Raw genomic sequence first — 26,984 nt, 5'->3', positions numbered from 1 at the left:
GACGTTAAGACCCAGCCAAGCGGTGCTGTAAGAAAAAGCGCAGCATTTCCTGACTGGCATCGGGGCCTTTGGGGTCGGTATAGCTTCCCGCGGCGCTGCCGCCTGACCAAGCGTGCCCTGCCCCGTGGATACGCCACTGCTCCAGGCGTGGTTGGCCCTCAGCATTGTGATACGTGGTTCGCGTATAGCCATGACCATTAACCACCTTGCCTTGCTCCACCTTGACGCTTTCGTTCCCCGCTGATGGCGTTGCCGATGCCTTTGCTTGACCTGAAGCGACGTACTGAGCGGCAACACGCTCCGCATTGCTAGGGTGCACGGTGGTGTCGCGGTCCCCATGAAAGATAATCGCCGGCACATTCGATGCCCACGTGCCATTGGCGGCTTTGTTACCGTCACCCAGTGGTCCCGTGCCACCCTGCATGGCTCCCAGCGCATCGGGAAGGCTCTTCGCCACGCCGTGAGGCAGCCCGGAATGCACCCCCACTGCGGCAAAGAGGTCTGGATAGGTCATTGCCAGTGTAGTCGCCATGGCAGCGCCTGCCGATAGCCCCGCGACATAGACACGCGAAGCATCAAGCCCATGAGTGTTAATAATCTGGCGTGTCATGCCTGCCAGAATGGCGGGCTCACCGCTCTCGCGCTGTTGATCTGCCGCGTTAAACCAGTTCCAGCATTTTGAGTGGTTGGCACTCGCCGGCTGGGCTGGATAGAGTACGCAGCAGCGCTGCTCTTCGGCCAACCGATTCATGCTGGTTCCCGCGGCAAAGTCATCAGGGTTCTGTGTACAGCCATGCAGCATCACCAGTAGCGGCAATCCCTGACCCTGATAGCCACTGGGGATATACAGCTTGTAGTCACGTGTGCCGGCATGATTGCTGAAACGGCCGGTCGTGAAAGTACCGGCCCTTGCTTGGTGGTTACTGCCAGACGCATTAGCTCCTGGCGATGTCTTAGCCCTTGGCGATGCTTTAGGCCTTGGCGATTCATTAAATCTTGGCGATTCATTAGATCTTGGTACTGTCTCTTCGTCATTGACGGCCTGGCAGGTCCCTTCGAAGGTATCGCCGCCCTGATAAGCCTCTGGATAAACGTCATGAGACGTATGCGTCTCTTTTGCGCTGGGTGCGCCACCCTGGAGAAGCGCCATGGCTTCGTTAAGTTTGCCCGCGCGAGTAAGGCGTGTGGCTTCTTCCATTCGTTTCGACATTGTCGTGTCAATCATGGTCAACATCCCTATCAAGTGAACTAGTGTTAATCGTGTTAGTGGATTCGATCTTTCAAAGCGGATTTGACCGCTGCGCTAGCATGCAGGGCGCCTAGCACCGTTACCGATTCGATAGTCGCAAGGGCAAGCGCTGGCGTGACATCGTCGGCAATGCTGGCCATGCCCAGAACCTGAATCTGCAACATTTCACCTGCTGATTGCAGCGCTTCCAGGTCCTCGCGACGATAGTGTTCAAGTCCCAGCACAAAGGACTTGCGAGTAACGGTTTCCTTGACGACCTCGGCATGGATAGACAACTGGTTACGAATAGCCGTCCGAATCAGGTCGGTCCGGTTGGAATAAAATCCCTCTTGAACCAGCAGATCGATCTGGCCTAGATCCACCACCCCCAAATTAATGGTGATCTTCTCGCTTGTGTCGCCGCTCTTGCGGCGCAATTCATGCACGCTCATAGGTTTATTCCTTATCGCCCTGGGTAGCAAAACAGCCCAACTTCTTTATATCATCTCAATAACGTCGCCCCACCATCCATACAAACTCCATGAACCATCTCATAACCATCCATATGGATGGCTTAATCATAGCTGTCGCTCGAAAATAGTCCAGCTCAGTTATCGATAACGTATAAAAAAACTAAAACGCTGCATTACTGCTAGGCTGCCTAGGAGGGGGTCAGGGAGGGGAAAAACGCAGAGAATGAAAAGGCAGCTCACTGTCTCTGAACTGACTTATTTCTCCTTTATGGTGAAACGATGACAGTTTCGATAGTTGGAGGTTAGCTTGCACATCGCAGATGTGACGATGTTTTACGCGCCCGCCAGCGGTGGAGTGCGCACCTATCTTCATGCCAAACACCGTGTTTTCTCGCATCTGCCAGAGGTACGTACCAGCCTGCTGGTACCGGGAGCGGAGCGGGACAGTTTGGGCAATCACCACACCTTACCGGCGTTACGCTTACCGCTCGGTCAAGGCTACCGCTTTCCAATGCGTGGCGCGGCGTGGCGGGACACGTTGATCGACTTGAAGCCTGACTTGATAGAGGCTGGCGACCCGTATGTAACCGCGTGGTCAGCGCTTGAGGCAGGCCAGCGGCTCGGGGTACCGGTGGTGGGGTTTTATCATTCAGACCTTCCCCGCTTGATGGGCGACCGCTTTGGACGCTACGTGGAAAGACGCCTCAATCGCTATGTGGCAGATCTTTATAGCCAGTTTGATAGCGTGCTGGCGCCCTGTAATGCGATGGCTAATCGATTGCGAGGCTGGGGCGTTGACAATGTTCGCGTACAGCCGTTGGGGGTCGATTTAACCCAGTTTAACCCACAGCAGCGTGACCCTACTTTCCGCCTGAGCATGGGCATACCTGCCGATAAGAAACTGCTGATCTTCGTGGGTCGTAACTCGCGCGAGAAAAATATCGATATCCTGCTCGCGACCATGCGCCAACTAGGCAGTGATTATCACCTGCTGTTGATGGGCCCTGGCATGCCCCACCATGTACCCAGCAATGTCACCATCGTCGATCGCTGCTGTGGTGCCCATGAAGTTGCCAAGGCACTTGCCAGTAGCGATGCGCTTCTTCATGCGGGCACCCGCGAGACCTTTGGCCTGGTTGCCCAGGAAGCCATGGCGAGCGGCACGCCAATCGTGGCAGCACGCGCGGGGGCACTCGCCGAAAACGTGCCACTGGGGGCGGGAATTCTGTGTCGCCCGCTTGATCCTGTCGCCATGGCTGATGCTTGCGCAGCACTATTCAGTAACGATGTCGCTGCCAGCGGTCGCTATGCCCGTCGCTATGTGGAACGCCACTTTAACTGGGATGGCGTTATGCATTCACTTTTCGAACACTATCAGTCTTTGTGTCATAGCAGCCAACCGCATGCTGTCTCCCAACACCCATAACCGTCGACGGTTGTTACAGTGGCGTCCTGTTCATGGGGCGATGATAGTGTTGGCCCTCATGGCACCGCTAGTACTCACCGCCTGGCTGGGAGGGGCTGATGCGCTTCAGCGCGTCAAACACTTTCCGCTTGGTCTACTGCTCTTAATGTTGGTGATAACCGTTGTATGCTGGAACCTCAATGCGGCGCGGCTGCGTTTGATGCTGGGGGGGCGTGCGGGCAGGCTTGGCCAACGTGGCGCATTGGGCATTGAAATGGCGGCTAAATTTGCTCTATGCGCTACTCCGGGCGGGAGTGGCGGCCCTGCTACCCTGCTACTGCTATTGGCGCGTCGCGGATTCCCACCGGCCAAGGGCGCCGCGGTATTTCTCATCGATCAAGGCTGTGATTTATTATTCTTTCTTACCATGCTGAGTGGGCTGGTCATATTTTCCCTGCTAAGCGATACCCAATGGCCTCATCAATCATTAATAGAGTGGGCAATGCTCGGCTTAGCGTGCCTGGCGATGCTGGTGGGAGTGGTCATGTACCGCTTGCCCCGGCTACTTCGCACGCGGCGCTTTACCACGTCCTGGCCAAACGGCTACCAACGCCGTTGGCTGGCACGCCGCCTGTTACGTTGTCGCCATGCATTGAAAGTGACCCTCTCTCTGCCACCGTCCACGCTCGTGGCCATGATGTCGCTTACCGCCATTCATTGGCTGCTGCGCTATAGCTTGCTCTATTTAGCGGTGCTCGGCGTCGGCGGACAGGCCGATTGGATGTGGACATTTTTAACCCAAATGCTGGCAATGGCAGCCAGCCAACTGAGCTTCCTACCCGGTGGCGCGGGGGCTGCTGAAATCGGGGTGGGCAGTTTGCTACTGCCGCTAATGGAACGTGAACAAGCCGCGGCAGCAGTACTGGTGTGGCGACTAATTAGCTACCATCTCTATTTGGCGGCAGGCGCACCGCTGTTCATTCTTTATAGCTATCGGATACTACGCCGCTCTCCGACGCCATAAATGGTCTCAATAAAACGAACTCAACAGTTTTAAGGTAGCAAACAATAAGGGCGCCCCGAGGGGCGCCCTTAAACGTACAGCTAATCGTCAATAGCTTACCAGCCAGTGACTTCTTTCAGCGCGTCGCCGATTTCAGCCAGCGAGCGTACGGTTTTAACACCCGCATCTTCCAGGGCAGCAAACTTCTCATCAGCGGTACCTTTACCGCCAGAGATGATCGCGCCCGCGTGGCCCATACGCTTGCCAGGAGGAGCGGTAACACCGGCAATGTAAGACACCACAGGCTTGGAAATATTAGCTTTGATATAAGCCGCCGCTTCTTCTTCAGCCGTACCACCGATTTCACCGATCATGACGATGGCTTCGGTTTTCGGGTCTTTTTCGAACATCTCAAGGATGTCGATGAAGTTAGAACCAGGGATCGGATCGCCGCCGATGCCGACACAGGTAGACTGACCAAAACCGTGATCAGTCGTCTGCTTAACGGCTTCGTAGGTCAGTGTGCCTGAGCGCGATACGATACCAACACGGCCTGGCTGGTGAATGTGGCCCGGCATGATGCCGATTTTACATTCACCCGGCGTGATAACGCCTGGGCAGTTCGGGCCAATCAGGCGAACGCCTAGCTCGTCACACTTCACTTTCGCTTCGAGCATATCCAGTGTAGCGATACCTTCGGTAATGCACACAATCAGCTTGATACCGGCGAACGCCGCTTCAAGGATTGAGTCTTTACAGAAAGGTGCCGGTACGTAAATCACGCTGGCTTCCGCGCCAGTTTTCTCTACCGCTTCTTTAACAGTATTGAAAACGGGCAGGCCGAGGTGCTCCTGGCCGCCTTTACCCGGTGTAACACCACCGACCATTTGCGTACCGTAGGCAATCGCCTGTTCGGAGTGGAACGTGCCCTGGCCACCGGTGAAGCCCTGGCAGATGACCTTGGTGTTCTTATCGATCAGGATACTCATTACTTGCCCTCCGCCGCTTTAACGACCTGCTGAGCCGCGTCGGTCAGACTGGTTGCCGCGATGATGTTCAGACCGCTAGACGCTAATTTCTCAGTGCCCAGCTCGGCATTGTTACCTTCTAGACGTACGACTACCGGTACGTTGACGCCCACTTGCTCAACGGCACCGATAATGCCTTCAGCAATCATGTCGCAACGTACGATACCGCCGAAAATGTTAACCAATACGGCTTTAACATTGTCGTCAGAAAGGATGATTTTGAACGCTTCTGCCACGCGCTCCTTGGTGGCGCCGCCGCCCACATCCAAGAAGTTAGCAGGCTTGCCGCCGCTCAGATTGACGATGTCCATGGTACCCATGGCCAAACCGGCGCCATTCACCATGCAGCCGATGTTGCCATCAAGCGCTACATAGTTAAGTTCCCACTTCGCTGCATCGGCTTCACGCTGGTCTTCTTGAGACGGGTCGCGCATTGCCTGCAGGTCAGGGTGACGATAAAGCGCATTGCTATCCAGACCCAGCTTGGCGTCCAGGCAGTGCAGATTGCCTTCTTCAGTCACGACCAGCGGGTTGATTTCCAACAGTGCCAGGTCTTTGTCGTGGAACAATTGAGACAGGCCCAGGAAAATCTTGGTGAACTGCTTGATCTGGTCGCCTTTCAGGCCCAGAGCAAACGCCAGTTCACGCGCCTGGTAGGGCTGTGCGCCTACTAGCGGATCGATTTCGGCTTTCAGGATTTTTTCCGGCGTCTCTTCTGCTACCGTTTCAATCTCGACACCGCCTTCGGTAGAGGCCATGAAGACCACGCGACGGGTAGTACGGTCGACAACGGCACCGAGATACAGCTCATCGGCGATGTCGGTGCAGGTTTCTACCAGGATCTTGGCAACCGGCTGACCTTTTTCGTCAGTCTGGAAGGTCACCAGGTTCTTGCCTAGCCACTGCTCAGCAAAGGTCTTGGCCTCTGCCGGGTCTTTAATTAGCTTAACGCCACCCGCTTTACCACGGCCACCAGCGTGCACCTGGGCTTTTACCACCCACATGTTGCCGCCGATTTTTTTGCAAGCCTCTTCCGCTTCTTGGGGAGTGTCGACTGCAAAGCCTTTAGACACTGGTAAACCATAGTCGGCAAACAGCTGTTTACCTTGATACTCGTGAAGATTCATCGATTCATGCCATTGGTTGCATGTGACTCGAACGATGACCAGTGTGCTTATAAGAACGAGCTTACAAGAACTGGTCATCCCCGTTCTTTCGATCTTTGTGTGTTATGACAAAGCCGAAAGGATTGCGCCACCTAGTGGTGGCGCTTCGTTGTTTAACTAAATTATTTACGTTTTTTGCGGTTGGCCATATGAATCGCATGGCCTTCAACCGCAAGCGCCGCTTCGTGAACGGCTTCCGACATGGTCGGGTGTGCATAGCAGGACAATGCCAGGTCTTCGGCACTAGAGCCAAACTCCATGGCAATGACGCCCTGAGCGATCATTTCACCCGCGTGCTGACCGACGATGTGCATACCAAGGATACGATCAGTTTCCGCATCGGCAATGATCTTGGCGCTACCTTCGGTGGCATTGTTGGCCATTGCGCGACCGCTGGCCGCGAACGGGAAGGTACCGGTTTTGACTTCGATGCCTTTCGCCTTGGCGTCTTGCTCGGTCATGCCGACCCATGCCACTTCCGGATAGGTATAGATAACGCTGGGAATAGCATCGTAGTTCATTTCAGCTTTATGGCCAGCGATAATGTCCGCCACCATAATGCCTTCTTCAGAGGCTTTATGTGCCAACATCGGGCCACGGACGCAGTCACCGATCGCATAAACACCGGGCACATTGGTACGGCACTGGTCATCGACAAAGATGAAGCCGCGCTCGTCAAGCTCGATGCTGACACCGTCGGCAATGACACCTTTGGTGTACGGACGACGGCCAACACAAACGATGAGCTTGTCGAAGGTCATTTCCTGTTCGCCGTTGGCATCGGTGTACTTAACAACGACTTCATCGCCGTTGGTTTCCGAGCCGGTTACACGGGCGCCCAGCTTAATGTCCAAGCCTTGCTTCTTGAGCAATTTCTGGGTTTCTTTAGCGACAGTGGTATCCACCATCGGCAGAAAGGAGTCCATGGCTTCGAGGACGGTGACTTCAGAACCCAGGCGATTCCATACGCTGCCCAGTTCAAGACCGATGATACCCGCACCAATGACACCCAGACGCTTCGGCGTTTCGGTGAATTCCAACGCGCCGGTAGAATCAACCACCAGACCTTCGGTCAACGGCGTCGGCGGAATTTCAACCGGCACAGAACCCGCAGCGATGACGATGTTATCGGCATCATAGGTAGTGGTATTGCCGTCAGTATCGGTCACTTCCACTTGCTTGCCCGAGACAACTTTACCGGTACCTTCAATCGCCGTTACGCCGTTAGCCTTGAACAGGCCAGAGATGCCGCCGGTCAAGTTCTTAACGATCTTGTCCTTGCGTGCCATCATCTTGGTAACGTCCATGGAGACGTCGCCGGCCTGGATACCCATATCGTCGAAATCGTGCTTGGCTTCAACAAACTTATGCGACGCCTCAAGCAACGCTTTAGACGGGATACAGCCTACGTTCAAGCATGTGCCGCCGTGGACAACATTGCCTTCTTTACCAATCCATTTTTCAACACAGGCTGCTTTTAAGCCCATCTGTGCAGCACGAATAGCGGCAACGTAACCGCCAGGGCCCGCACCAATAACGATCACATCAAACTTATCAGCCATGTTGGCTCCTTTAGCTTGCTGGCCTCCCCCCATTTTAACGTAAACCGGGCAGGAGGCTGTGTGCGATTGCAGATAAATCCTGGTTAAGCAGTAGCGTACTTACTTAATATGACGCTTATGCTTTAGACGTCCAGCAGCAAACGTGCCGGGTCTTCCAGCAATTCTTTTAGGGTAACCAAGAATTGAACGGCGTCTTTGCCGTCGATCATACGGTGATCATAGGATAGCGCCAGATACATCATCGGACGAATCTCGACCTTGCCGTTAACTGCCATCGGACGGTCCTGGATTTTGTGCATACCCAGAATAGCGGTTTGTGGCGGATTGATAATGGGCGTCGACATCAACGAACCAAAGGTGCCGCCATTGGTGATGGTGAAGGTACCGCCAATCATGTCGTCCATGCCCAGCTTGCCATCACGACCACGCTTACCGAAGTCGACGATTTTGCGCTCTACATCGGCAATTTTCATGCTATCGGTATCGCGCAGTACCGGCACGACCAGACCACGGTCGGTTGATACCGCCACACCGATATCCTGGTAACCGTGATACACGATGTCGGTGCCATCGATGGAGGCGTTGACGTCCGGGAAGCGTTTCAGCGCTTCTGAAGCCGCTTTTACAAAGAAGCCCATAAAGCCCAATTTAATATCGTGAGCTTTCAAGAACGTTTCTTTATATTGCGCACGAAGAGCCATGATTTCAGTCATGTCCACTTCGTTGTAGGTCGTCAGCATTGCCGCGGTTTGCTGTGCCTGTACCAAACGCTTGGCGATGGTCTGGCGCAAACGGCTCATCGGGACGCGTTTTTCAACACGCTCGCCTTCTGCAACCGGAGTAGCAGCAGGTGCAGCGGCCGACTTAGATGCGGTAGAAGAGGACGCTTTTTTGGCAGAGCCATCTTTAACGGCTTTCTGCACGTCTTCTTTCAAGATACGGCCACCTTTGCCGGTGCCCTCGATCTTGGCAACATCCAGATCGTGCTCGGCCACCATCTTGCGTGCCGCAGGAGCAAGAATCTTGTCGCCGACTTTTTCGTCTGCGCCGTCGTCACCCGCGTCGTTGCTGCTACTAGAAGCGCCGCTTGAAGAAGGTGCGCTTGTCTGATCGCTACCACCGCCTTCAACGAAAGTCGCCAGTACCGCTTCAGACTCCACCTGGCTACCTTCTTCGGCCTGGATAGCTTCCAGAGCGCCGTCAGCCGGTGCAACCACTTCCAGCACTACTTTGTCAGTTTCGATGTCGGCCAGCACTTCATCACGCTTGACCGCTTCGCCTACTTTCTTGTGCCAAGTGGCTACGATGCCTTCCTGAATGGATTCAGGGAAGCTAGGGGCTTTCACCTCATGCTTCTTGCCACCACCGCTGGCTTTTTTCTCTTCTGGCTTGTCGTCAGCCTTCTCGGCTTTCTTGTCGTCAGCTGTCTCTTCAGACTTGCCAGCGCTGTCATCATCCGAAGATGACTGCTCTTTGCTGCCCGACGCGCTGCCTTCGCCAATCTTGCCTAACACTTGCTCTGACTCAACGACATCGCCTTCTTCGGCCATCACGTCAGTCAATGTACCCGCTTCCGGTGCGACGACTTCAAGCACCACTTTGTCGGTTTCAATCTCAACAATCAGCTCGTCACGCTCAACGCTGTCACCCGGTTTTTTATGCCACGCCGCCACTGTGCCTTCGGCAACGGATTCCGGAAAGGTTGGCGCTTTGATCTCAGTAGCCATGTCGTTTCCCTTATATGTTCTCTAAATCCGGTGGCCGCTTATAAATTAAAAGCGTCTTCCACCAGCTGGCGTTGCTGCTCAATATGGACGGACATATAGCCAGCTGCTGGAGCAGCAGAGGCCGGGCGTCCTGCAAATTTCAAATCACGTCCGAGGCCATCTTTCAGCATGTCGGCCACTGCGCGCATATTATGCTGACTGGAGTACCAGGCACCTTGGTTCAAGGGCTCTTCCTGACACCACACAATATCTTCAATATTGGTGTAGCTCTGCAGCGCTTCCAGAAGCTCTTCTTTCGGGAAGGGGTAAAGCTGCTCCATACGCACAATAGCGGTGTCATCGCGCTCATTTTCAGCACGCCAGCTAGCCAGATCGTAATAAACCTTGCCAGCACACAACACGACGCGCGTCACTTTCTCGGGCGCTTGATCTCCCTGATCAGCCAGTACCATATGGAACTTGCCATGGGCGAGATCTTCAAGGCTCGATACCGCTTCTTTATGACGTAACAGCGATTTTGGCGTCATCACCACTAAAGGCTTACGCAGCGGACGAATCACCTGACGACGCAGCAGATGATAAATTTGCCCAGGCGTCGTCGGTACGCAGACCTGCATATTGTGTTCAGCACACATTTGCAGGAAACGCTCCAGGCGCGCAGACGAGTGCTCAGGGCCTTGGCCTTCGTAACCATGGGGTAGCAGCATGGTTAAGCCGCACACACGCCCCCACTTCGACTCACCCGAGGAGATAAACTGATCCACCACCACCTGGGCACCGTTGAAGAAGTCACCAAACTGGGCTTCCCAAATGACCAGATCATTGGGTGCAGTGGTTGAATAACCATACTCAAACGCCAGCACGGCTTCTTCCGAGAGGATCGAGTCGTGAATAGTGAAGCGTGGCTGACCATCGGACATGTTCTGTAGCGGAACATAGGTGCTGCCATCTTTCTGGTTATGCACGACCGCATGACGGTGGGAGAACGTACCGCGTCCCACGTCTTGACCAGTGATCCTGATCGGATGCCCCTGATCCAGCAGCGTGGCGTAGGCCAGTGTTTCAGCAAAGCCCCAGTTAAGCGCCAATCCACCCGCCTGCATCTTGCGGCGATCTTCGTAGATCTTGGCTACCTGGCGCTGCACGTCGACGCCATCAGGCACTTCACACATGCGAGCAGCCAATTGCTGCAGACGCTTCATGTCAATCGTCGTGTCGGCATCGCCGGACCACTCGTGGCCAAGATAAGGCGTCCAGTCAACGAATAGAGACGTATTAGGCTCTTGCACCAAGGCGTTGGCGACGTGGTTACCCGCCACCAAGTCGTCGCGATAGGTTTCTACCATCGCCTTGGCGTCTTCTTCCGAGAGCACACCTTGCTCAACCAGACGCTGCGCATAAAGCGTACGCGCTGATGGATGATCTTTGATCTTGGCATACATCATCGGCTGCGTGCCTGACGGCTCGTCAGCTTCGTTGTGACCACGACGACGGTAGCAGACAAGATCGATCACCACGTCTTTCTTGAACTGATGGCGATAATCGAGCGCCACCTGGGTGGCGTGCAGTACCGCGTCCGGGTCATCGGCATTGACATGGAAGATAGGTGCTTGAACCATCTTGGCAATATCAGTGCAGTATTCGGTAGAGCGCGCGTCCTGCGGATGCGAGGTGGTAAAGCCCACTTGGTTGTTGATCACAATGTGGACCGTACCGCCGGTTTTATAAGCACGGGTCTGAGACATCTGGAATGTCTCCATCACCACGCCTTGACCGGCAAACGCAGCATCACCGTGGACGTTGATCGGCAATACTTTACTGCCATCTACGTCGTTACGGCGATCCTGGCGCGCACGCACCGAACCTTCCACTACCGGCGCAACGATTTCCAGGTGCGAAGGGTTAAACGACATCGCCAAGTGGACTTCGCCGCCAGGGGACATGACGTTAGAACTGAAGCCCTGGTGGTACTTCACATCGCCTGAGCCGCGCTCAATAACCTTCTTGCCATCGAACTCGTCGATCAAGTCAGCGGGGTTTTTACCCAGGATATTGACCAGCAGGTTCAAACGTCCACGGTGCGCCATGCCGATGATGACTTCCTTGGTGCCATACCCGCCGGCACGCTGGATCAGTTCATCCATCATGGGGACAAACGTTTCACCGCCTTCAAGACCAAAACGTTTGGTACCTGGATATTTCGAGGCCAGGTAATTTTCCAAACCTTCGGCGGCCGTCAAACGCTCCAGCACGTGCTTACGCACATCGGCACTAAAGTCCGGCGCGCTGCGTACCGACTCGAAACGCCGCTGCAACCAACGCTTCTCTTCCGTATCGACGATATGCATGATTTCGCAGCCGATGGAGCGGCAGTAAGTGCGCTCCAATGCATCCACGATGTCACGCAATGGCGCTTTATCGATACCTAGAAAGAAAGAACCGGTTTGAAACTCGGTGTCTAGATCAGCTTTTGAGAGCTGATGGAAAGACAGATCGAGGTCTGGGACGGGGGTGGGATTACGCAGTCCTAGCGGGTCAATATTGGCCTTCTGATGGCCACGAAAGCGATAAGCGTTAATCAGCTGCAGGACTTTCACCTGCTTCTTATTTTCACCGCTATCGGCAGCGGCGAGTACACGGCCCGGGCGACTTTCTCGCCCCAGCTGATAGAACTGATCACGAACTGGGCTTAGTGGAACATCGTGGGAGGCACTGCCCTCCGGACGCGGCAACTGGTCAAAATAGCTGCGCCATTCGTCAGGGACAGACTCAGGATCGGCGAGGTACTGCTCGTAAAGCGCTTCCACGTAGTGAACATTACCGCCACTAACGTGTGAGGAACGCCACATCAACTCCATTATGCCTTGTTGCATCTCTCGGTCACCCTGCACTGATGGGGTGGTATCGGTATCGTCGCAAACATGCGGCGACATCGCTATTGCCCTGCCGGCGGGGCGGGACATTTGCCGGCGGCGCCGGCCAACGGCCGGAAACCCTGTTCATTTAGCTGTTCACATCTAACGGTCATGCAATCTATCTAATTCGGTCTTTCTAATACAGCTTTTCTAAAGGTCATGCAGTCTTTCATTTTCAGTTCATGCTCGAAAGCCGGTACCCAAGGCACCGGCTTTCAAACCTGTCTGAGCCGTGGTGCGACGCGACGCCGCACCACGTGACAAACCCTATGATAACAAGCGAAGCGCCATGATTTAAGAGGCTTTATCAACCAACTTAAGCGGCCCGCACTTTTTTACTAATATCTCATAGGCTTAGGTTGCATCGGCAAGCAACATTTCACGAATTTTACCAATTGCCCGAGTGGGGTTAAGCCCTTTTGGACACACCGCGACGCAGTTCATGATGCCACGGCAGCGGAACACAGAGAACGGATCTTCCAGATCACTCAACCGCTCGCGAGTAGCGGTGTCACGAGAATCCGCCAGGAAGCGGTAAGACTGCAGAAGACCTGCAGGTCCTACAAATTTCTCTGGGTTCCACCAAAATGACGGGCAAGACGTTGAGCAACACGCGCACAAAATACACTCATACAAGCCATCCAGCTTGTCGCGCTCTTCCGGCGACTGCAGGCGCTCGATGGCGGGCGCTGGGGTATCGTTCTGCAGGTACGGCTGAATGCGCTCGTACTGCTTATAGAACAGCCCCATATCGACCACCATATCGCGGATGACCGGTAGGCCTGGCAGCGGGCGTAGTGTTAGCTTGTTGTTTTTCACAACGTCTGACAGCGGCGTGATACACGCCAAGCCGTTTTTGCCGTTCATGTTCATGCCGTCTGAACCGCAGACGCCTTCACGGCAGCTGCGGCGAAACGCCAAACCGCTGTCTTGTTCTTTCATCATATGAAGAACATCCAGCACCATCACATCGCGGCCTTTGGTATCGACCTGAAACTCCTGCATGTAAGGTGCGGAGTCGGTTTCCGGATTGTAGCGATATACGGATACCTGAAGATTGGACATGGTGACTCCCTCTCGTCAATGCGGAGTTTAGTAGGTACGAACCTTGGGTTCGAACGTATCAACGGTTTTCGGCTTGAAGTTAACGTCACGCTTCCTCAGCTCTTTAGTCGCCGGGAAGAACAGTGAGTGCTTAAGCCAGTTGACATCATCACGGTCTGGATAGTCATAGCGCGAGTGAGCGCCGCGACTCTCTTTACGTTCCAGGGCAGCGATCGCCGTCGCTTCTGCCACTTCCATCAAGTTATCAAGTTCCAGCGCTTCTACACGGGCAGTGTTGAAGGCGTTGGACTTGTCAGGCAGGTGGGCATTGTTGATACGCTCACGCAATTGCGCCAGCTGCTCTACCCCTTCCACCATATTTTTTTCTTCACGGAAGACGCCGAAGGAGTTCTGCATGATGTCCTGCAGCTCCGCTTTCAGTGCAGGGATGCTTTCGCCACCTTCGGACTCGTTCCAGCGCGTAATACGCTTCATGGCCGATTCGATATCAGACTCGGACGCATCCAGGTACTCGATACCTTCGTTAAGCGCGCCTTCGATAAACATGCCAGCGGCACGTCCAAAGACCACCAGATCAAGCAACGAGTTACCACCCAGGCGGTTTGCACCGTGAACGGAGACACACGCGGCTTCACCACAGGCAAACAGGCCATTGACGATATGATCGTTGCCGCTATCGTCCTGGGTGATTGCCTGACCATGAATATTGGTAGGAATACCGCCCATCATGTAATGGCAGGTTGGCACGACCGGAATCGGGTCTTTGGCGGGGTCAACGTGAGCGAACGTTTTGGACAGCTCAACAATCCCTGGCAAACGCTTGCCGAGGACTTCTTCACCCAAGTGATCAAGCTTCAAGAAAACGTGGTCACCCTTTTCGCCGCAACCGCGCCCTTCCAGAATCTCCATGACCATGGAGCGCGCGACAACGTCACGACCCGCCAAGTCTTTGGCGTTCGGCGCATAACGCTCCATGAAGCGCTCACCGTCTTTATTGATCAGGTAGCCACCTTCACCGCGGCAACCTTCAGTGACCAGCGTGCCCGCACCGTAAATGCCGGTTGGGTGGAACTGCCACATTTCCATATCCTGCATGGGGAAGCCAGCACGTAGCGCCATGCCGATACCGTCACCGGTATTGATCAGCGCGTTGGTGGTAGAGGCATAAATACGCCCTGCACCACCGGTAGCGAGAACCGTCGCCTTGGATTTAACGTGAACCACTTCGCCGGTTTCGATGCACATGGCGATACAGCCCACCACGTCACCACTGGCATTTTTGACCAAATCCACCGCGTACCACTCATTGAGGAACACGGTGTTGTTCTTCAGGTTGTTCTGGTAAAGCGTGTGCAGCAGTGCGTGACCGGTACGGTCAGCCGCCGCACAGGTACGTGCCGCCTGGCCACCTTCGCCAAAGTTCTTCGATTGACCACCAAAGGGACGCTGGTAAATACGGCCATTATCTAAACGCGAGAAAGGCAGGCCCATGTGCTCAAGCTCAAAGACCGCTTTAGGGCCTTCAGAACACATGTACTCGGCTGCATCCTGGTCAGCAATATAGTCGCCACCTTTAACGGTGTCGTACATATGCCAGCGCCAGTCATCATTCGGGTCATCAGAGGCAATCGCACAGGTAATACCACCCTGGGCCGAAACGGTATGCGAGCGAGTCGGGAAGACTTTCGATAACACGGCCGTTTTTTTACCAGACTGAGCCAGCTCTAAAGCGGCTCGCAGGCCAGAGCCACCGCCACCAATGATAATGGCGTCAAACGTCAGGCTACGCAGATTAGACATGTAATCAAGCTCCCCACAAAATTTGAATGCCCCACACCAAGTACACGAAAATGCCCAGGATGATGACAGCTTGGGCACCCACGCGCAGGCGAGTGGACTTGAGATAGTCAGTGGTGACAGTCCACAGACCGATCCAGGCGTGCGCCGCTATGGCAATGAAGGCCAATAGCGAGAAAATCCGCATCCACGTCTGGTTAAACAGGCCGCTCCACGCGTAGTAATCAAGGTTCGGATTAAATAGCAGGAAGGCAACAATAAATACCGTATAAAGGGCCAGAATAACCGCGGATACGCGCTGCATCAGCCAGTCAGAAAGCCCACTACGGCCAAAACTTGTAATATTGGTTACCATACCCAAACTCCTGCCAAAATAATCAGAACGGCACTGACCACCACAGTGATCTGCGCTTTTTTCACGCTACCTTCAAGGGTCACCCCAATATCGGCATCCATCAGCAGATGTTTAATACCTGCCACAAAATGGAATGCCAAAGCGGACAAAAGACCCCAAGCGATTAATTTAGCCAAAAAATTATGGGCTAACGCATCGCTAACGGCATCAAATCCAGCTGGTGATGACAAGGATTTACCCAGCGCCCAAAAAGCGAAAATCAGGCCAACGAACAGAATGACACCCGTGATGCGGTGTGTAATCGACGTTAGTGCCGGCAGTGGGAAATGTATCGTAGAAAGATCTAGGTTTACGGGTCGTTTGCTATTCACGGCTTTGTACACACTCTCTTGGCCCGCTCTGCGACAGGTCGGGCATGGCCCGAGCGGGCGGTGGTTGCTGGAAGGGGCTCGGCCGTTGCCAAGTCGGGCACGACCACCTACCTGCCGGTCGCGCGCCGTGGATTATAAGAACCTTCGCCCTCGCTTACAAACCGAACTCAGGTTTAACTCGACTATGGTGCAATAAAATTAGAGTCTTCAAGAGTCGATTTTGCGCTGCAGCATGGTTATAGTGACAGTAGTTCGGCAATTTGATAAGCCTGTTAACATAATATGGTAGCCTATCGCACGACTTTTGGCGCTATGCCATCACGCAACACAGACATTATATAGTCACTGAAAAATTATACAAAAACTATTCACAGTGATAATTTTTGCACAATAAAAGCTAGCGTTTAGGCTAATTGACAAAATGTCGCACGCTTCTATAGTAGGCAAGCCTTTTCGCCGGCGCGGTATGCGCAGCAACGACTTTACGTCCCAACCCGAATTCGAAAGGAGGCCAGCATGGCTGACAGGAAAGCAACATTGACGGTAGACGGTCTTGATAAACCGATCGAGCTACCCATGTATTCCGGCACACTCGGCCCCGACGTGATCGACGTCCGCGGCCTAGGTGCTGAAGGCCTGTTCACCTACGACCCCGGCTTTATGGCCACCTCTTCCTGCCAGTCTGCTATCACTTATATTGATGGCGGCAAGGGTGTATTGCTGCACCGCGGCTACCCCATTGATCAGCTGGCCAAAGAGTCAAACTTCGTTGAGGTGTGTTACACCCTGCTATTTGGCGAACTACCCAACGACGAGCAGTATGCGGATTTTGAAACGCGCATTCGTAACCACACCATGGTTCACGATCAAATCAATAACTTCTTCAAAGGGTTCCGTCGCGACGCGCACCCCATGTCTATCCTATGTGGTGTCGTGGGTGGCCTGGCGGCCTTCTACCATGACCACATGGATATTACCCAACAAGAAGATCGCGAGATCAGCGCCATTCGCCTGATTGCCAAAATGCCGACGCTTGCTGCCATGTCGCATAAGTACAATGTTGGCCAGCCATTCAACTATCCGCGCAACGACCTGAGCTATGCAGAGAACTTCCTCTACATGATGTTCAGCAACCCGTGCGAAGAGTACAAAATCAACCCGGTATACGCGAAAGCCATGGATCGCATCTTTATGCTGCATGCCGACCATGAGCAAAATGCCTCTACCTCGACCGTACGCCTGGCAGGCTCCACTGGCGCCAACCCCTTCGCTTGTATTAGCGCCGGTATCGCCGCACTTTGGGGCCCAGCACATGGTGGCGCCAACGAAGCTGTCCTGGCGATGCTCGATGAAATTGGCGAAGAGTCTGAAGAGAATATCCAGCGCTTTGTCGATAAGGCCAAGGACAAAGATGACCCGTTCAAGCTGATGGGCTTTGGTCACCGCGTTTATCGCAACTTTGATCCCCGCGCCAAAGTTATGAAAGAGACCTGCGATGAAGTTCTTGCAGAACTCGGCATGGCTGACGATCCGCAGCTCAAAATCGCTAAACGCCTGGAGCAGATCGCTCTCGAAGACGAGTACTTCATTGAGCGCAAGCTGTACCCGAACGTTGATTTCTACTCGGGCATCATCCTGAAAGCGATGGGCATTCCTACCAATATGTTTACCGTGATTTTCGCGGTTTCACGCACCATTGGCTGGATATCCCATTGGAACGAAATGCTCAGCGAAAGCTATAAAATCGGCCGTCCGCGTCAGCTTTATATTGGCCACGACCAGCGCGATTACCCGAAGAAATAATATCGAGCGTCATGCGCTTGATAGTAATGTTAAAGGCCACCTTAGGGTGGCCTTTAACGTATGCAGGAAGCACTATTCTTCAGGGCTATTGTTCAGGGCTACTGGTCAACGCTATTGACCAGCACTGTTGACCAACCCTGGTGACCAACTGTCCAACCCTGGTGACCAACAGGGCTGCCAGACACGCAGAGCTACCCTTCTTTACTTACCTTGCTATTTCCCCGCGCCGTTGGTGAGCGCCCTCTCTATTCTAACAAGCTATGCCAACACGCTATGCCACCATGCTATGCCAACCCTCTACTCAAGAAAACTTCCGCACAAGCCCTGCAAGCAGCTCCCGCCCAAGACTCCACCTTGCACACTCAACGACGACATACATTAGCCCAGGGACGCGTTGCGAGAGCTCAAGGCACCTTCCTTTGCCATGCAGCCGCGGTCTTACAACAACGTCATCAAAAAGCCTGAGAAATGCCTAATAGCGCTTGACTTTTTTGCTTCCCGGGCTGGATTAAGGTTTTCCACACTATCTGTGGATAACCCTGTTCACAACCACTTTAAAACGTCCCGCAATCGCCATGGGTAGTGGGTCAGCCTTAAATTGGTCATTTTTTAACCTAACGTAACTTGTTGTTTTTTATATATTTAATTTATGATCATGTTTTTTGTGGTAACAACAAGGGGTTGTGCACAACCTCAAAACCAGATTAGCAAAAGTGGACAAGTCAAGTATAAAATCGCCCTAAAAACGCCAAATGGACGCTTTTTTTGTGAGCGTTTGTTTAAACGACAGAGACGCAAAAAACTAGCAAATGAGCAGATCTCATTGCCAGAAAATTCACTATTAGGAAGGACTTTCGAAGCGGTGGCGTCCCATAGGGGGTTCGAACCCCTGTTACCGCCGTGAAAGGGCGGTGTCCTAGACCACTAGACGAATGGGACTTATCACATGAACTACGTATTCGCGAGCTGCTATCGCCAAATCAAGATTTTTCGAAGATCTGAAAATTGGTGGAGCCTAGCGGGATCGAACCGCTGACCTCAACACTGCCAGTGTTGCGCTCTCCCAGCTGAGCTAAGGCCCCACATGTCGCGAAGACGGAGCGTATAATACTGATTACACTTACCTTCGTCAATAGGGAAAGCGCCTATTTACCATGCCAAACACTCATAGTCACCATAGGCGCTCCCGCCAATGCCTTTACTACACCCTCTAGCTGTTAAGCGATGTCACGAAACTCTTTTTCAAAGCGCTTCGCCTGCTTTTTGGAAACGCCGCCCAGCACTTCTATCGCATTGCGCAACCGCGCCCGAGTAACGTCTGATCCTAGAATCGCCATGGCGTCCATCACCGAGGTACTGGACGTGCTGCCGGTTATCGCAATAAACACCGGCGCCAGGAATACCTTCATTTTTAAATCAAAGTGGTCAGCCAGCAGTTTTACTTCGTTCAATAGTGTTTCTTTATTCCAAGCGGGCACCCCCTCAAACCGCCAAACGAGGAATTGAAGCAGTTTTACCAGCTCCTCTTCTTCAAGCCGTACGCTTTCAAACGACGCTTTTGACAGCGCTGGCAAACCAGAGAAGAAGTGCCCCGCCAACGGCATGACCTGAGAAAGCGTCTCTACCCTGGGCCGAACCTGCGGGAGTATTTGCTTCACGTAAGCGTCGTTAAAGGCCCATTCACGTAAGGCGCTTAACAAGGCTTCATCATCCAGGTCTTCGCGGATATACACACCGTTTAGCCACGTCAGCTTTTCCAGATCAAATACCGGCCCACCTAGCGAGACGCGATGCACGTCAAATTCCGCCATCATTTCTGACAGGCTGAATTTTTCACGCTCATCGGGCATCGACCAGCCCATCCGACCCAAATAGTTAGTCACGGCCTGAGGCAAAAAGCCCATTCGACGATAATAGTTGATCGACGTCGGGTTCTTGCGTTTGGAAAGTTTGGATTTATCGGGGTTACGCAACAGCGGCATGTGACAAAGTTGCGGCATTTCCCAACCAAAATACTCATACAGCAACTGGTGCTTTGGTGCGGAATTAATCCACTCTTCCCCACGTAATACATGGGTAATCGCCATCAAATGATCGTCAACGACGTTGGCCAAGTGGTAGGTAGGCATGCCATCTGATTTTAGCAGGATCTGCGCATCCACCTGCGCCCACTCCACTTCAATCGTGCCGCGCAGCATGTCGTTAACACGACAGACACCTTCCACAGGCACATTCATGCGCACGACGTAAGACCAGCCCTCTTGCTCACGGCGGGCTTGCTCTTGCTCATCCAGCGCCAGATCAGCGGGCTTCAACGCCAAGTGTAGACCTGCAGCCTTGCGCGTTTCACGCAACTCGTCCAACTCTTCACTGGTGCGGTAACATTTAAAAGCATGCCCCACGTCCAGCAACTGCTGCACGTATTGAGCGTAAATATCGCCGCGCTCGCTTTGCCGGTAGGGACCGTGCGGGCCACCAACGTCCGGGCCTTCATCCCACTCAAGGCCAAGCCATTTTAGTGAATCCAAGATCATCTGTTCTGACTCAGGCGTGGAACGCACCTGGTCGGTGTCTTCAATACGTAAAATAAATTGACCGCCATGCTGGCGCGCAAAACAAAGGTTAAACAGCGCGATATAAGCCGTGCCAACGTGGGGGTCGCCGGTCGGAGAAGGGGCGATACGAGTACGTACGGTCATCAAAACGTCCTATTGGCAAAAATGCATGGCGATATTATACGCACCTTATGCGTAACCAACACCGCCGCGTAGGGAACAACGACAGTAAGAAAGCGTCAGAGAAATTAACTCAACGTTATTTGTCCACTAATGCGTGTTACAGCACAATCGCTTAGTATGGCACTGCAGCAATACCTTGGGTACATACCCCAAGCGCGAGATAAAAATGTATGTTCAAAGCGCCACTATCAATGTGGAATCATTCAACTAGCTTGTTTAGCTCAGCAACAGGAAAACGAAATGGAATCGTTAGGCTCACGGATTAAGCAACTGCGGCTTAGGGCCAAGCTCAACAAGGCTGCCCTTGCGCGTAAGGTTGGCGTCTCGGATGTCACCATTTCCTATTGGGAATCCGGCGCAATCAAACAAATCGGTCATGAGCGGCTTGTATCGCTCGCTGATGCGCTTGATTGCTCGTTGGCAACCTTACTGGAAGGTGAAAGCGCGCCCGAGCTGTTAACGTTGACTCATACTGGCCCCCTCCCCTGGGAGCAGGTACAGGCAACGACGCTAAAAGTGCCCAGTCATCTACCGCTTAACATCGACTGGAAAGCACCCTGTGTGATGGCAACGCCAAGTAAAGGGACAGATTTTTCGCCCGTTAAGGCTGGCGACTTAATGTTACTTGGGCCGACCCATGTGTTTCATAAAGCGGGCCACTACGTAGTGCAACGCGACGATAAATTCGTTCTTGAGCACTTCGCCAAAGCCCCCAGCGATATCGCTATTCACGCTGTACTCCTAGCCCATTGGCATCCTGCCTAAAGCGTCTGTATCCCCGGACTCTCTTGAACCTCCACCTGGTCACGCGTCTGTCTTGGCTCACTCCCCACCAAGAAGCGTTGTGAGTAGGTGGCGATTTGGCCCAGCCCATGGCGGGATTGGCTGACAAGCTTCCCCGCCAGGTGCTGGCCCTGGCTGCCAATCCGAGCCTGCACGGCTTCGGGTTGGACGCTGGCTTCATCCACTTCCACACGCACAATGTAGCCGCCATCTGGCAAACCGCTACCGGATCCATAGGGTCCAGCGGAAAAGTGCCCTTTTTCGATTTCGGTTCGTGCCTGCCAGCGCACTCGGCTTATCTCACGCTCGACAATCACTCTTATCTGCGTACGATCCGGCAAATTGCTCTCGCCTTCCACCATTAGGCGGCGATCACTGCGCAACGTCACATGCGTCGATATTTCCACGACCAGCGGCTCGACGTCTTGAGTCTCGGTTACCGCGCTCTCAGGCTCATTTTCAACGACCGACGCTTGATCAGATGAGGAAGCTGAAGCGGGGTCACTTGATGGCTCGTCCATATCGCTGCAGCCTGCCAGTAACGTAATGAATATCATCAACGTACCGACGTTTTTCATAACATTGTGCATATAAACTCCCAACTATTACTTATCCTGCAGCTTACCACTGCATCACCCCATCACAGTGGAATACTTTTTTGTCCCCGCTGCCTACCCAGCTTCCGGTACAATATTCTTAACGTGCTAACAAGACACTATTAAGGAGCAGCGGATTTGGACATTATCTGGTGGTTGGCCTATGTAGCGCTGGGCGGATTTGTGGGCCTGATGGCAGGACTATTAGGCATTGGCGGCGGCGGCATTATGGTGCCGATTTTAACGTCCCTTTTTGTCGCTCAAGGCGTGCCCCATGAACATCTTGCCCACTTGGCATTAGGCACTGCCATGGCGGCTATCGTTCCCGCCTCGACCGCCAGTCTGTTTTCGCACCATCGGCATGGAGCGGTTAATTGGGATATCGTACGCTTTATTACCCCCGGCATTTTAATCGGCACCTTTTTAACAACGTTTGTTGCCGCTCTCATCCCCACGCTGGGCCTGGCCATTTTCTTCGCCTGCTTCATGATTCTAATGTCGCTCCAAATGCTCGCCAATATTAAACCAAAGCCGAACCGTGGCTTGCCTGGCCCGCTTGGCATTAGTGGTGTCGGCCTGGGTATCGGCGGCATTTCAGCGCTGGTGGCGATAGGTGGCGGCTCGTTAACGGTGCCTTTTCTGACCTGGTGTAACGTCAAACTTCCCCGTGCCATTGGCACCTCGGCAGCCGTTGGCCTCCCTATCGCGATCGCTGGAGCCATTGGCTATGTGATTAACGGTTGGTCTATCCAAGGCTTGCCCAATGCAGCGCTAGGCTACGTTTACCTTCCCGCCCTACTGCTCATGGCGCCGTTCAGTATTCTTACCGCACCACTAGGCGCGAAACTCGCCCACAAATTACCCGTGAAACTGCTCAAACGGGTATTCGCTTTTATGTTGATGGGTCTGGCTCTGCAGATGGTCTACACGGTGGTAACGGCTTGAAGAATAGCGTAAACGCACTTTAAGCCCTTTGGAATTAGCGGCCGCCAATGACGTTGAAGAATTCAGGTGAGGTTGCTTAACTCAGCATCCAGCACTTGAGATACACCGAAGCACTCAAGAGCAAGGCTTTTGGCTGCTTCTCTTTCGAGCTATGTCCTTGGCGACCCCCACTTCGTGGGCGGTAAGGGCTTGATCATGATGCCCAGCCCAAAAATATCAAATTAGCCATCTTCAAATGTAAAGGGTGCTTGACATATTTTTTTAACCGTCTAATGTAAAGCTTCCTTTACACGGCTTAATAGATGATAAAAACGATGCGCTATCGATATTTGCTAGAATTAAGCGCGAGCTTAATGGCCTATCTTCTTGTTTTACTATATTCCTTAACGCTACTTAACAACCAAGTGGCATGGCCTATTTTTGTTTCTCTCATGCCTATGGTGCCAGCATTAGGTGTCTGCTGGGTTATTGTTCGAGGCGTCAGGAGAATGGATGAACTTCAGCGAAAAATACATTTTGAAGCGATGGTGATCGCATTTGCTGCGGTAGCATTGCTTACCTTCAGCTATGGATTTCTTGAGAATGTAGGTTTTCCAAAAATGACCATGTTTGTTGTCTGGCCATTGATGGCTACCTTCTGGGTCATTGGAACCATCATAGGCAGTCTGCGTTATCGATGAAAAATAAAGTAAAGATATTGCGCATAGCACGGGGCTGGTCTCAAGCCGAGTTAGCAAGCCGACTGGGAGTATCTCGCCAAACCGTTAACTCTATAGAAAATAACAAATACGACCCCAGCCTACCTCTTGCTTTTGTGATCGCGCGAGTGCTTGAGTCCAGCATAGAAAGTATTTTTGAAGAAGAACCGAAAGTTTAAGCCATTTAAACTACTTATTAGCATCACGCATATGGCGGTTTTGGCATTTTCAGGTGATGGTGGCGATACCTAACAGCGGGTACCTCACCGGAGCAAAACCTGTGTGCCTCATGGCCCAAACAAAATGCCCCGACCATATTTCATGGCCGGGGCATTTTTATCTCTCAAGCACTCGTGTTAAGCGCTGCTTGCGAGCAGTCGCTTATAGATGTTGATCAAGCCACTTCTTCACATCCAGCTGCTTGCGTGTATCACTTGGCAGCTCGTCGCGGATGAGCTCTTCGCCCTTGTGAAGCGCCGTAATAGGGGCTGAAGCGGACAGCACCATGTTCAGCATATAAAGCACTTCATAGCCTTGCTGGCGATTAAAAAGAGTGCTGTCCGGCTCACCGGTCACGCGTGGATCATCGCTAGGTGCTGCGTCCCAATCGTAATGATCCAGGCTCATGTTCGTTTGAGTAAAATTAGCCATTTAGCACCTCGTTCATCCAATGAAATTGCCTCTGAAACCTTAGAGGCCGTTGCCGCATCCTTCTGGCGAATCGTTGTCAGACCCGCATACTTTTAAGCGACACCCACCAGCGTAGCAAAGAATTTAATTTATGCTTACTTCAAGCGCGGCTACAAGGAAGCGGGCGTGATGCTGGTCGACCTCATCGGCGGGAAACGCCAAAAGCTAAGGTGCCATTGGTAAAATTGTATACGCTTAAACACCACGTAGACGCTCTTCCATTACAATTACTACACCGGGAAAAACCCTTCCGGTATAAACATTAAGGTTCTTAAAGCCATCTGCTGGAAAGTAGTAGGCATACTGAACAGACTTACCCCGCTGCCTTTGGAACGCTTCCACCTCTTCAAGCCAATCTTCAATCCTTGTTCTAACTTCCAGACCATCGACTGTGTCTAGTTCGTTATTCCAAACTTGTGAACAAGGAAAATGAGGTACGATGAAAGTGACTGCAAATCGTCGATCAGCTTCGTAGGAATGAAGGTAGCCAGCATCGTCCCAGGCCGCAGTCAATTGATCTTGAAAGCTCTTCCTGTCATTGCGGTGATTCCCCAGTCCTTGCCATGCCTGCTTGGCCTCTATCGCAAGAGATACTTTTCTATTACACAGATAAAGATCACATCGACCTATTCGATCGCCGCGTTCTTCGGACTCGACTGTATGGCCACGCTTGGTTGTACCAAATTCTTCTAAAGCTACCCATCCAGACTTCCATGCAGCGCCCGCCAATAAGCTGATTGATGCACGTTCATTATGCCACCAGCCGTTCTCAACCATTTCAAAACTAGAATGCAGTGCTGAATATTCATGCTGAGCCTCTATCCAAGCACGCATAAGCGCATGTAACTCATGATCACCCAGTGACTCTATTTTTTCGAGATTTTCTTCGTGAGAAAAAGACATAATGATTTCAGCTAGTTTATGAAAAATATTAGATTGTAAGCAGTGATTATTGCATGAATCCACAAGATGAAATGGTTTCATAAGATCGCCCGTCCAATCACCTGTGGCGGGGCATTAGCTCCAGCGACGTCACCCCATCTTCAGCAGCATGACTGTATAAAACCATTGCATTTAGCGCGCATGCGGGGGAATGGATGGCGCGCCGACATATACAAAGGCACTAAGCCGCAATGCATTGCCAAGATAAAGCGCTTCGTCTTTATCTAGATCTCCGCCCAGGGTATAAGCATCAGTTGAACGAAAGTCAAATGCACTACGGCATCGAAAACGCACGCCACTAGGTGTGTGCTGCCTGCAAAATCAACAACCGCGCCGAGCTGGATAGCAACCCAGCCGCGTGCGAAACGTTTCGCATGATCAGCAACCGCTTTAACCGCTGGCAGGCGCGTCAGAAGGGAGTTAACCAATAATGAAAACCGAGTTCATGCTGCTGGCGTGCTATGAAAAACCGCTGATACCGCTGGAAACCTTTTGTGCTGACATCATGGGCGTGTCACTGCAAACCGCCCGTAACCGGATAGCCCAAGGCACGTTTCCGGTACCGCTAACGCGTGCCGCCAGCCAGCCAATGGTGCATATTGCCGATGCTGCCAAGTATATTGATGGTCAGCGCGATCTGGCGGCAGGGGGATGATCAAGTGCAAATATTGCAAAACGCTACCAACTGAGGCTGCATGCATATATATCTTAGGGTATAAATATAAAGTTCCTATCAACAAGGGGCTTTAACAATAGATTTACACTTCATTTTACATTCAACTAAAAGCGGGAAGAAAAATGAGCGACAAAAAAGGGAATAAAGCAAAACCCCCCCTCCATCACAGATACATCATGGGTATTCTTGCAGGCGTAGTAGTTTTGCTACTTGCTATAAACTGGTCGCAAGTAAGCGGACTACCAGAAATGCTCAACATGGCTCTTGCTCTTTCCTCCCTAATACTAGCAGGATTAGCGATAGTTTATTCATTTCATACCAGCGGGTCTTTGAACAATACCCTAGATAAAATTGAAAGATCTTCATCATCAATTCAATCTGTTTCTGATGAGATAAAAAAATCGAATTACGAGTTAGCAGAAAAAATAGACAATATTCCAGATGACTTAACAGAGATAAAATATAAAGTAGACTCTTCTATCGAAACCCTAGTCGGTATACCAAGCTTGATAAACCAGCTATCTAGAACACTCCCCGAAGATTCACAAATATCAGATGAAGAAACTAATATTACTGGATTATTGTCGCGCAAGATGATTCACCAGGGTGGCTCTTATACGCTTATAGGGCTAATGATGTTAAAGATTGCATATGAAGAAAGGTGGGGGATAATTATAGAGGGCTCTAATCTAAATGAAAAAATCAGTGTGACGAGGACAACTTTATTTAGCTCACTTGAGTTAGCAATGGTTTTAGATCTAATTGATATAGACCTTCACGATAGCGAAGAAGAGCACAAACTAGTCGAAATAGTAGGCATAAACCAAGAAATATTAGATAATATTGAGAAAGCATTGATAGCATTATTTGAAAACAATGAAGAAAAAGCTAAAAATAGAAAAAACAAACTTAAGAGCGCATTAAAAAAAGAATACACAATGCCTTTAAAATAAAAACTTATTGACTCAAGTCTTTCCCGTTTAACAAAGTCAACGGGATTGAGGTTCGCATACCTCTT

Annotated in this window: 24 protein-coding genes and 2 tRNA genes; 9 read left to right on the top strand and 17 right to left on the bottom strand. The window is 52.2% G+C overall.

Features of this window, described 5'->3' with window-relative positions; genetic code table 11:
* Window positions 1-4: 4 nt before the first annotated feature.
* Window positions 5-1,225, bottom strand: a complete 1,221-nt coding sequence (locus tag ACFFLD_RS08375) for an extracellular catalytic domain type 1 short-chain-length polyhydroxyalkanoate depolymerase (protein ID WP_386039067.1) — start codon at window positions 1,223-1,225, stop codon at window positions 5-7.
* A gap of 38 nt (window positions 1,226-1,263) precedes the next feature.
* The gene (locus ACFFLD_RS08370) at window positions 1,264-1,680 is read right to left on the bottom strand and encodes a CopG family transcriptional regulator (protein WP_386039065.1); all 417 of its coding nucleotides are present in this window, start codon (window positions 1,678-1,680) and stop codon (window positions 1,264-1,266) included.
* A 328-nt stretch (window positions 1,681-2,008) separates the two neighbouring features.
* Between ACFFLD_RS08370 and ACFFLD_RS08365 the strand changes: the two genes are divergently transcribed.
* Window positions 2,009-3,127 carry a glycosyltransferase family 4 protein gene (locus ACFFLD_RS08365; RefSeq protein WP_386039063.1) on the top strand — a complete coding sequence of 373 codons (1,119 nt, stop codon included), beginning with the start codon at window positions 2,009-2,011 and terminating at the stop codon, window positions 3,125-3,127.
* On the top strand, window positions 3,105-4,130 hold the full coding sequence (locus tag ACFFLD_RS08360) for a lysylphosphatidylglycerol synthase transmembrane domain-containing protein (RefSeq protein WP_386039061.1): 1,026 nt from the start codon (window positions 3,105-3,107) through the stop codon (window positions 4,128-4,130). Before ACFFLD_RS08365 ends, ACFFLD_RS08360 begins: the two co-directional genes overlap by 23 nt.
* 95 nt (window positions 4,131-4,225) lie before the next feature.
* On the opposite strand, the gene sucD is transcribed toward ACFFLD_RS08360, so the two are convergent.
* The 9 genes from sucD to sdhC form a co-directional block, all read right to left on the bottom strand.
* A complete protein-coding gene (sucD, locus tag ACFFLD_RS08355; RefSeq protein ID WP_386039059.1) occupies window positions 4,226-5,098 on the bottom strand; it encodes a succinate--CoA ligase subunit alpha in 873 nt (290 codons plus the stop codon).
* Window positions 5,098-6,264, bottom strand: a complete 1,167-nt coding sequence (sucC, locus tag ACFFLD_RS08350; RefSeq protein WP_386039057.1) for an ADP-forming succinate--CoA ligase subunit beta — start codon at window positions 6,262-6,264, stop codon at window positions 5,098-5,100. The genes sucD and sucC overlap by 1 nt, the downstream gene beginning before the upstream one ends.
* Before the next feature lie 161 nt (window positions 6,265-6,425).
* Complete coding sequence (gene lpdA / locus ACFFLD_RS08345) at window positions 6,426-7,865, bottom strand: dihydrolipoyl dehydrogenase (RefSeq protein WP_386039055.1); 1,440 nt, start codon at window positions 7,863-7,865, stop codon at window positions 6,426-6,428.
* 122 nt (window positions 7,866-7,987) lie between these two features.
* Window positions 7,988-9,592, bottom strand: coding sequence for a 2-oxoglutarate dehydrogenase complex dihydrolipoyllysine-residue succinyltransferase (gene odhB / locus ACFFLD_RS08340; protein ID WP_386039053.1), 1,605 nt, complete (start codon window positions 9,590-9,592; stop codon window positions 7,988-7,990).
* Between the two features lie 38 nt (window positions 9,593-9,630).
* Window positions 9,631-12,465, bottom strand: coding sequence for a 2-oxoglutarate dehydrogenase E1 component (locus ACFFLD_RS08335; RefSeq protein WP_386040411.1), 2,835 nt, complete (start codon window positions 12,463-12,465; stop codon window positions 9,631-9,633).
* 396 nt (window positions 12,466-12,861) lie between these two features.
* A complete protein-coding gene (locus tag ACFFLD_RS08330; RefSeq protein ID WP_240716121.1) occupies window positions 12,862-13,572 on the bottom strand; it encodes a succinate dehydrogenase iron-sulfur subunit in 711 nt (236 codons plus the stop codon).
* A gap of 27 nt (window positions 13,573-13,599) precedes the next feature.
* Complete coding sequence (sdhA, locus tag ACFFLD_RS08325; RefSeq protein WP_386039051.1) at window positions 13,600-15,372, bottom strand: succinate dehydrogenase flavoprotein subunit; 1,773 nt, start codon at window positions 15,370-15,372, stop codon at window positions 13,600-13,602.
* Window positions 15,373-15,376: 4 nt separating this feature from the next.
* A complete protein-coding gene (sdhD, locus tag ACFFLD_RS08320; RefSeq protein ID WP_386039049.1) occupies window positions 15,377-15,724 on the bottom strand; it encodes a succinate dehydrogenase, hydrophobic membrane anchor protein in 348 nt (115 codons plus the stop codon).
* Window positions 15,718-16,095: a succinate dehydrogenase, cytochrome b556 subunit gene (gene sdhC, locus ACFFLD_RS08315; RefSeq protein ID WP_386039047.1), complete on the bottom strand. Its 378-nt coding sequence runs from the start codon at window positions 16,093-16,095 to the stop codon at window positions 15,718-15,720. The genes sdhD and sdhC overlap by 7 nt, the downstream gene beginning before the upstream one ends.
* 516 nt (window positions 16,096-16,611) lie before the next feature.
* Between sdhC and gltA the strand changes: the two genes are divergently transcribed.
* Window positions 16,612-17,898 (top strand): citrate synthase, encoded by a 1,287-nt coding sequence (gene gltA / locus ACFFLD_RS08310; RefSeq protein WP_386039045.1) that lies wholly within the window; start codon window positions 16,612-16,614, stop codon window positions 17,896-17,898.
* An 863-nt stretch (window positions 17,899-18,761) separates the two neighbouring features.
* On the opposite strand, the gene ACFFLD_RS08305 is transcribed toward gltA, so the two are convergent.
* The 3 genes from ACFFLD_RS08305 to gltX form a co-directional block, all read right to left on the bottom strand.
* Window positions 18,762-18,837 (bottom strand) — tRNA-Glu (locus ACFFLD_RS08305).
* A 67-nt stretch (window positions 18,838-18,904) separates the two neighbouring features.
* Window positions 18,905-18,980, bottom strand: a tRNA-Ala gene (locus ACFFLD_RS08300).
* 135 nt (window positions 18,981-19,115) lie between these two features.
* Window positions 19,116-20,597: a glutamate--tRNA ligase gene (gene gltX / locus ACFFLD_RS08295; protein WP_386039043.1), complete on the bottom strand. Its 1,482-nt coding sequence runs from the start codon at window positions 20,595-20,597 to the stop codon at window positions 19,116-19,118.
* A 279-nt stretch (window positions 20,598-20,876) separates the two neighbouring features.
* On the opposite strand from gltX, the gene ACFFLD_RS08290 reads away from it, so the two are divergent.
* Window positions 20,877-21,401, top strand: coding sequence for a helix-turn-helix domain-containing protein (locus ACFFLD_RS08290; RefSeq protein ID WP_386039041.1), 525 nt, complete (start codon window positions 20,877-20,879; stop codon window positions 21,399-21,401).
* Here the strand turns inward: ACFFLD_RS08290 and ACFFLD_RS08285 are convergent.
* A complete protein-coding gene (locus ACFFLD_RS08285) occupies window positions 21,398-22,009 on the bottom strand; it encodes a hypothetical protein (RefSeq protein WP_386039040.1) in 612 nt (203 codons plus the stop codon). The two genes, ACFFLD_RS08290 and ACFFLD_RS08285, sit on opposite strands and share 4 nt — an antisense overlap.
* A gap of 144 nt (window positions 22,010-22,153) precedes the next feature.
* On the opposite strand from ACFFLD_RS08285, the gene ACFFLD_RS08280 reads away from it, so the two are divergent.
* The 3 genes from ACFFLD_RS08280 to ACFFLD_RS08270 all read left to right on the top strand — a co-directional run bounded on the left by ACFFLD_RS08280 (window position 22,154) and on the right by ACFFLD_RS08270 (window position 23,837).
* Complete coding sequence (locus ACFFLD_RS08280) at window positions 22,154-22,960, top strand: sulfite exporter TauE/SafE family protein (RefSeq protein WP_386039038.1); 807 nt, start codon at window positions 22,154-22,156, stop codon at window positions 22,958-22,960.
* Window positions 22,961-23,262: 302 nt separating this feature from the next.
* Entirely contained in the window at window positions 23,263-23,640 is a 378-nt protein-coding gene (locus ACFFLD_RS08275) for a hypothetical protein (RefSeq protein ID WP_386039036.1), read from the top strand.
* Window positions 23,637-23,837, top strand: a complete 201-nt coding sequence (locus ACFFLD_RS08270; protein ID WP_386039034.1) for a helix-turn-helix transcriptional regulator — start codon at window positions 23,637-23,639, stop codon at window positions 23,835-23,837. Before ACFFLD_RS08275 ends, ACFFLD_RS08270 begins: the two co-directional genes overlap by 4 nt.
* A 202-nt stretch (window positions 23,838-24,039) precedes the next feature.
* Here ACFFLD_RS08270 and ACFFLD_RS08265 read toward each other — a convergent pair whose 3' ends face one another.
* Window positions 24,040-24,309: a hypothetical protein gene (locus ACFFLD_RS08265; RefSeq protein ID WP_386039032.1), complete on the bottom strand. Its 270-nt coding sequence runs from the start codon at window positions 24,307-24,309 to the stop codon at window positions 24,040-24,042.
* 234 nt (window positions 24,310-24,543) lie between these two features.
* Entirely contained in the window at window positions 24,544-25,332 is a 789-nt protein-coding gene (locus tag ACFFLD_RS08260) for a hypothetical protein (protein ID WP_386039030.1), read from the bottom strand.
* A gap of 388 nt (window positions 25,333-25,720) precedes the next feature.
* On the opposite strand from ACFFLD_RS08260, the gene ACFFLD_RS08255 reads away from it, so the two are divergent.
* Both ACFFLD_RS08255 and ACFFLD_RS08250 read left to right on the top strand, forming a co-directional pair.
* Window positions 25,721-25,945 carry a pyocin activator PrtN family protein gene (locus ACFFLD_RS08255; RefSeq protein ID WP_386039028.1) on the top strand — a complete coding sequence of 75 codons (225 nt, stop codon included), beginning with the start codon at window positions 25,721-25,723 and terminating at the stop codon, window positions 25,943-25,945.
* A gap of 143 nt (window positions 25,946-26,088) precedes the next feature.
* Complete coding sequence (locus ACFFLD_RS08250) at window positions 26,089-26,919, top strand: hypothetical protein (RefSeq protein ID WP_386039026.1); 831 nt, start codon at window positions 26,089-26,091, stop codon at window positions 26,917-26,919.
* Window positions 26,920-26,984 lie beyond the last annotated feature (65 nt).

It is taken from the genome of Vreelandella sulfidaeris (assembly GCF_042429665.1).
Lineage (GTDB): Bacteria > Pseudomonadota > Gammaproteobacteria > Pseudomonadales > Halomonadaceae > Vreelandella.
This window is presented reverse-complemented; position numbering and strand designations above follow the sequence as displayed.

What these genes read in the sequence shown, in the direction of transcription:
- ACFFLD_RS08375 (WP_386039067.1), bottom strand. Translation starts at nt 1,225, where the DNA reads ATGATTGACACGACAATGTCGAAACGAATGGAAGAAGCCACACGCCTT.
- ACFFLD_RS08370 (WP_386039065.1), bottom strand. Translation starts at nt 1,680, where the DNA reads ATGAGCGTGCATGAATTGCGCCGCAAGAGCGGCGACACAAGCGAGAAG.
- ACFFLD_RS08360 (WP_386039061.1), top strand. Translation starts at nt 3,105, where the DNA reads ATGCTGTCTCCCAACACCCATAACCGTCGACGGTTGTTACAGTGGCGT.
- sucD (WP_386039059.1), bottom strand. Translation starts at nt 5,098, where the DNA reads ATGAGTATCCTGATCGATAAGAACACCAAGGTCATCTGCCAGGGCTTC.
- sucC (WP_386039057.1), bottom strand. Translation starts at nt 6,264, where the DNA reads ATGAATCTTCACGAGTATCAAGGTAAACAGCTGTTTGCCGACTATGGT.
- lpdA (WP_386039055.1), bottom strand. Translation starts at nt 7,865, where the DNA reads ATGGCTGATAAGTTTGATGTGATCGTTATTGGTGCGGGCCCTGGCGGT.
- odhB (WP_386039053.1), bottom strand. Translation starts at nt 9,592, where the DNA reads ATGGCTACTGAGATCAAAGCGCCAACCTTTCCGGAATCCGTTGCCGAA.
- ACFFLD_RS08335 (WP_386040411.1), bottom strand. Translation starts at nt 12,465, where the DNA reads ATGCAACAAGGCATAATGGAGTTGATGTGGCGTTCCTCACACGTTAGT.
- ACFFLD_RS08330 (WP_240716121.1), bottom strand. Translation starts at nt 13,572, where the DNA reads ATGTCCAATCTTCAGGTATCCGTATATCGCTACAATCCGGAAACCGAC.
- sdhA (WP_386039051.1), bottom strand. Translation starts at nt 15,372, where the DNA reads ATGTCTAATCTGCGTAGCCTGACGTTTGACGCCATTATCATTGGTGGC.
- sdhD (WP_386039049.1), bottom strand. Translation starts at nt 15,724, where the DNA reads ATGGTAACCAATATTACAAGTTTTGGCCGTAGTGGGCTTTCTGACTGG.
- gltA (WP_386039045.1), top strand. Translation starts at nt 16,612, where the DNA reads ATGGCTGACAGGAAAGCAACATTGACGGTAGACGGTCTTGATAAACCG.
- gltX (WP_386039043.1), bottom strand. Translation starts at nt 20,597, where the DNA reads ATGACCGTACGTACTCGTATCGCCCCTTCTCCGACCGGCGACCCCCAC.
- ACFFLD_RS08290 (WP_386039041.1), top strand. Translation starts at nt 20,877, where the DNA reads ATGGAATCGTTAGGCTCACGGATTAAGCAACTGCGGCTTAGGGCCAAG.
- ACFFLD_RS08285 (WP_386039040.1), bottom strand. Translation starts at nt 22,009, where the DNA reads ATGCACAATGTTATGAAAAACGTCGGTACGTTGATGATATTCATTACG.
- ACFFLD_RS08275 (WP_386039036.1), top strand. Translation starts at nt 23,263, where the DNA reads ATGATAAAAACGATGCGCTATCGATATTTGCTAGAATTAAGCGCGAGC.
- ACFFLD_RS08270 (WP_386039034.1), top strand. Translation starts at nt 23,637, where the DNA reads ATGAAAAATAAAGTAAAGATATTGCGCATAGCACGGGGCTGGTCTCAA.
- ACFFLD_RS08265 (WP_386039032.1), bottom strand. Translation starts at nt 24,309, where the DNA reads ATGGCTAATTTTACTCAAACGAACATGAGCCTGGATCATTACGATTGG.
- ACFFLD_RS08260 (WP_386039030.1), bottom strand. Translation starts at nt 25,332, where the DNA reads ATGAAACCATTTCATCTTGTGGATTCATGCAATAATCACTGCTTACAA.
- ACFFLD_RS08255 (WP_386039028.1), top strand. Translation starts at nt 25,721, where the DNA reads ATGAAAACCGAGTTCATGCTGCTGGCGTGCTATGAAAAACCGCTGATA.
- ACFFLD_RS08250 (WP_386039026.1), top strand. Translation starts at nt 26,089, where the DNA reads ATGAGCGACAAAAAAGGGAATAAAGCAAAACCCCCCCTCCATCACAGA.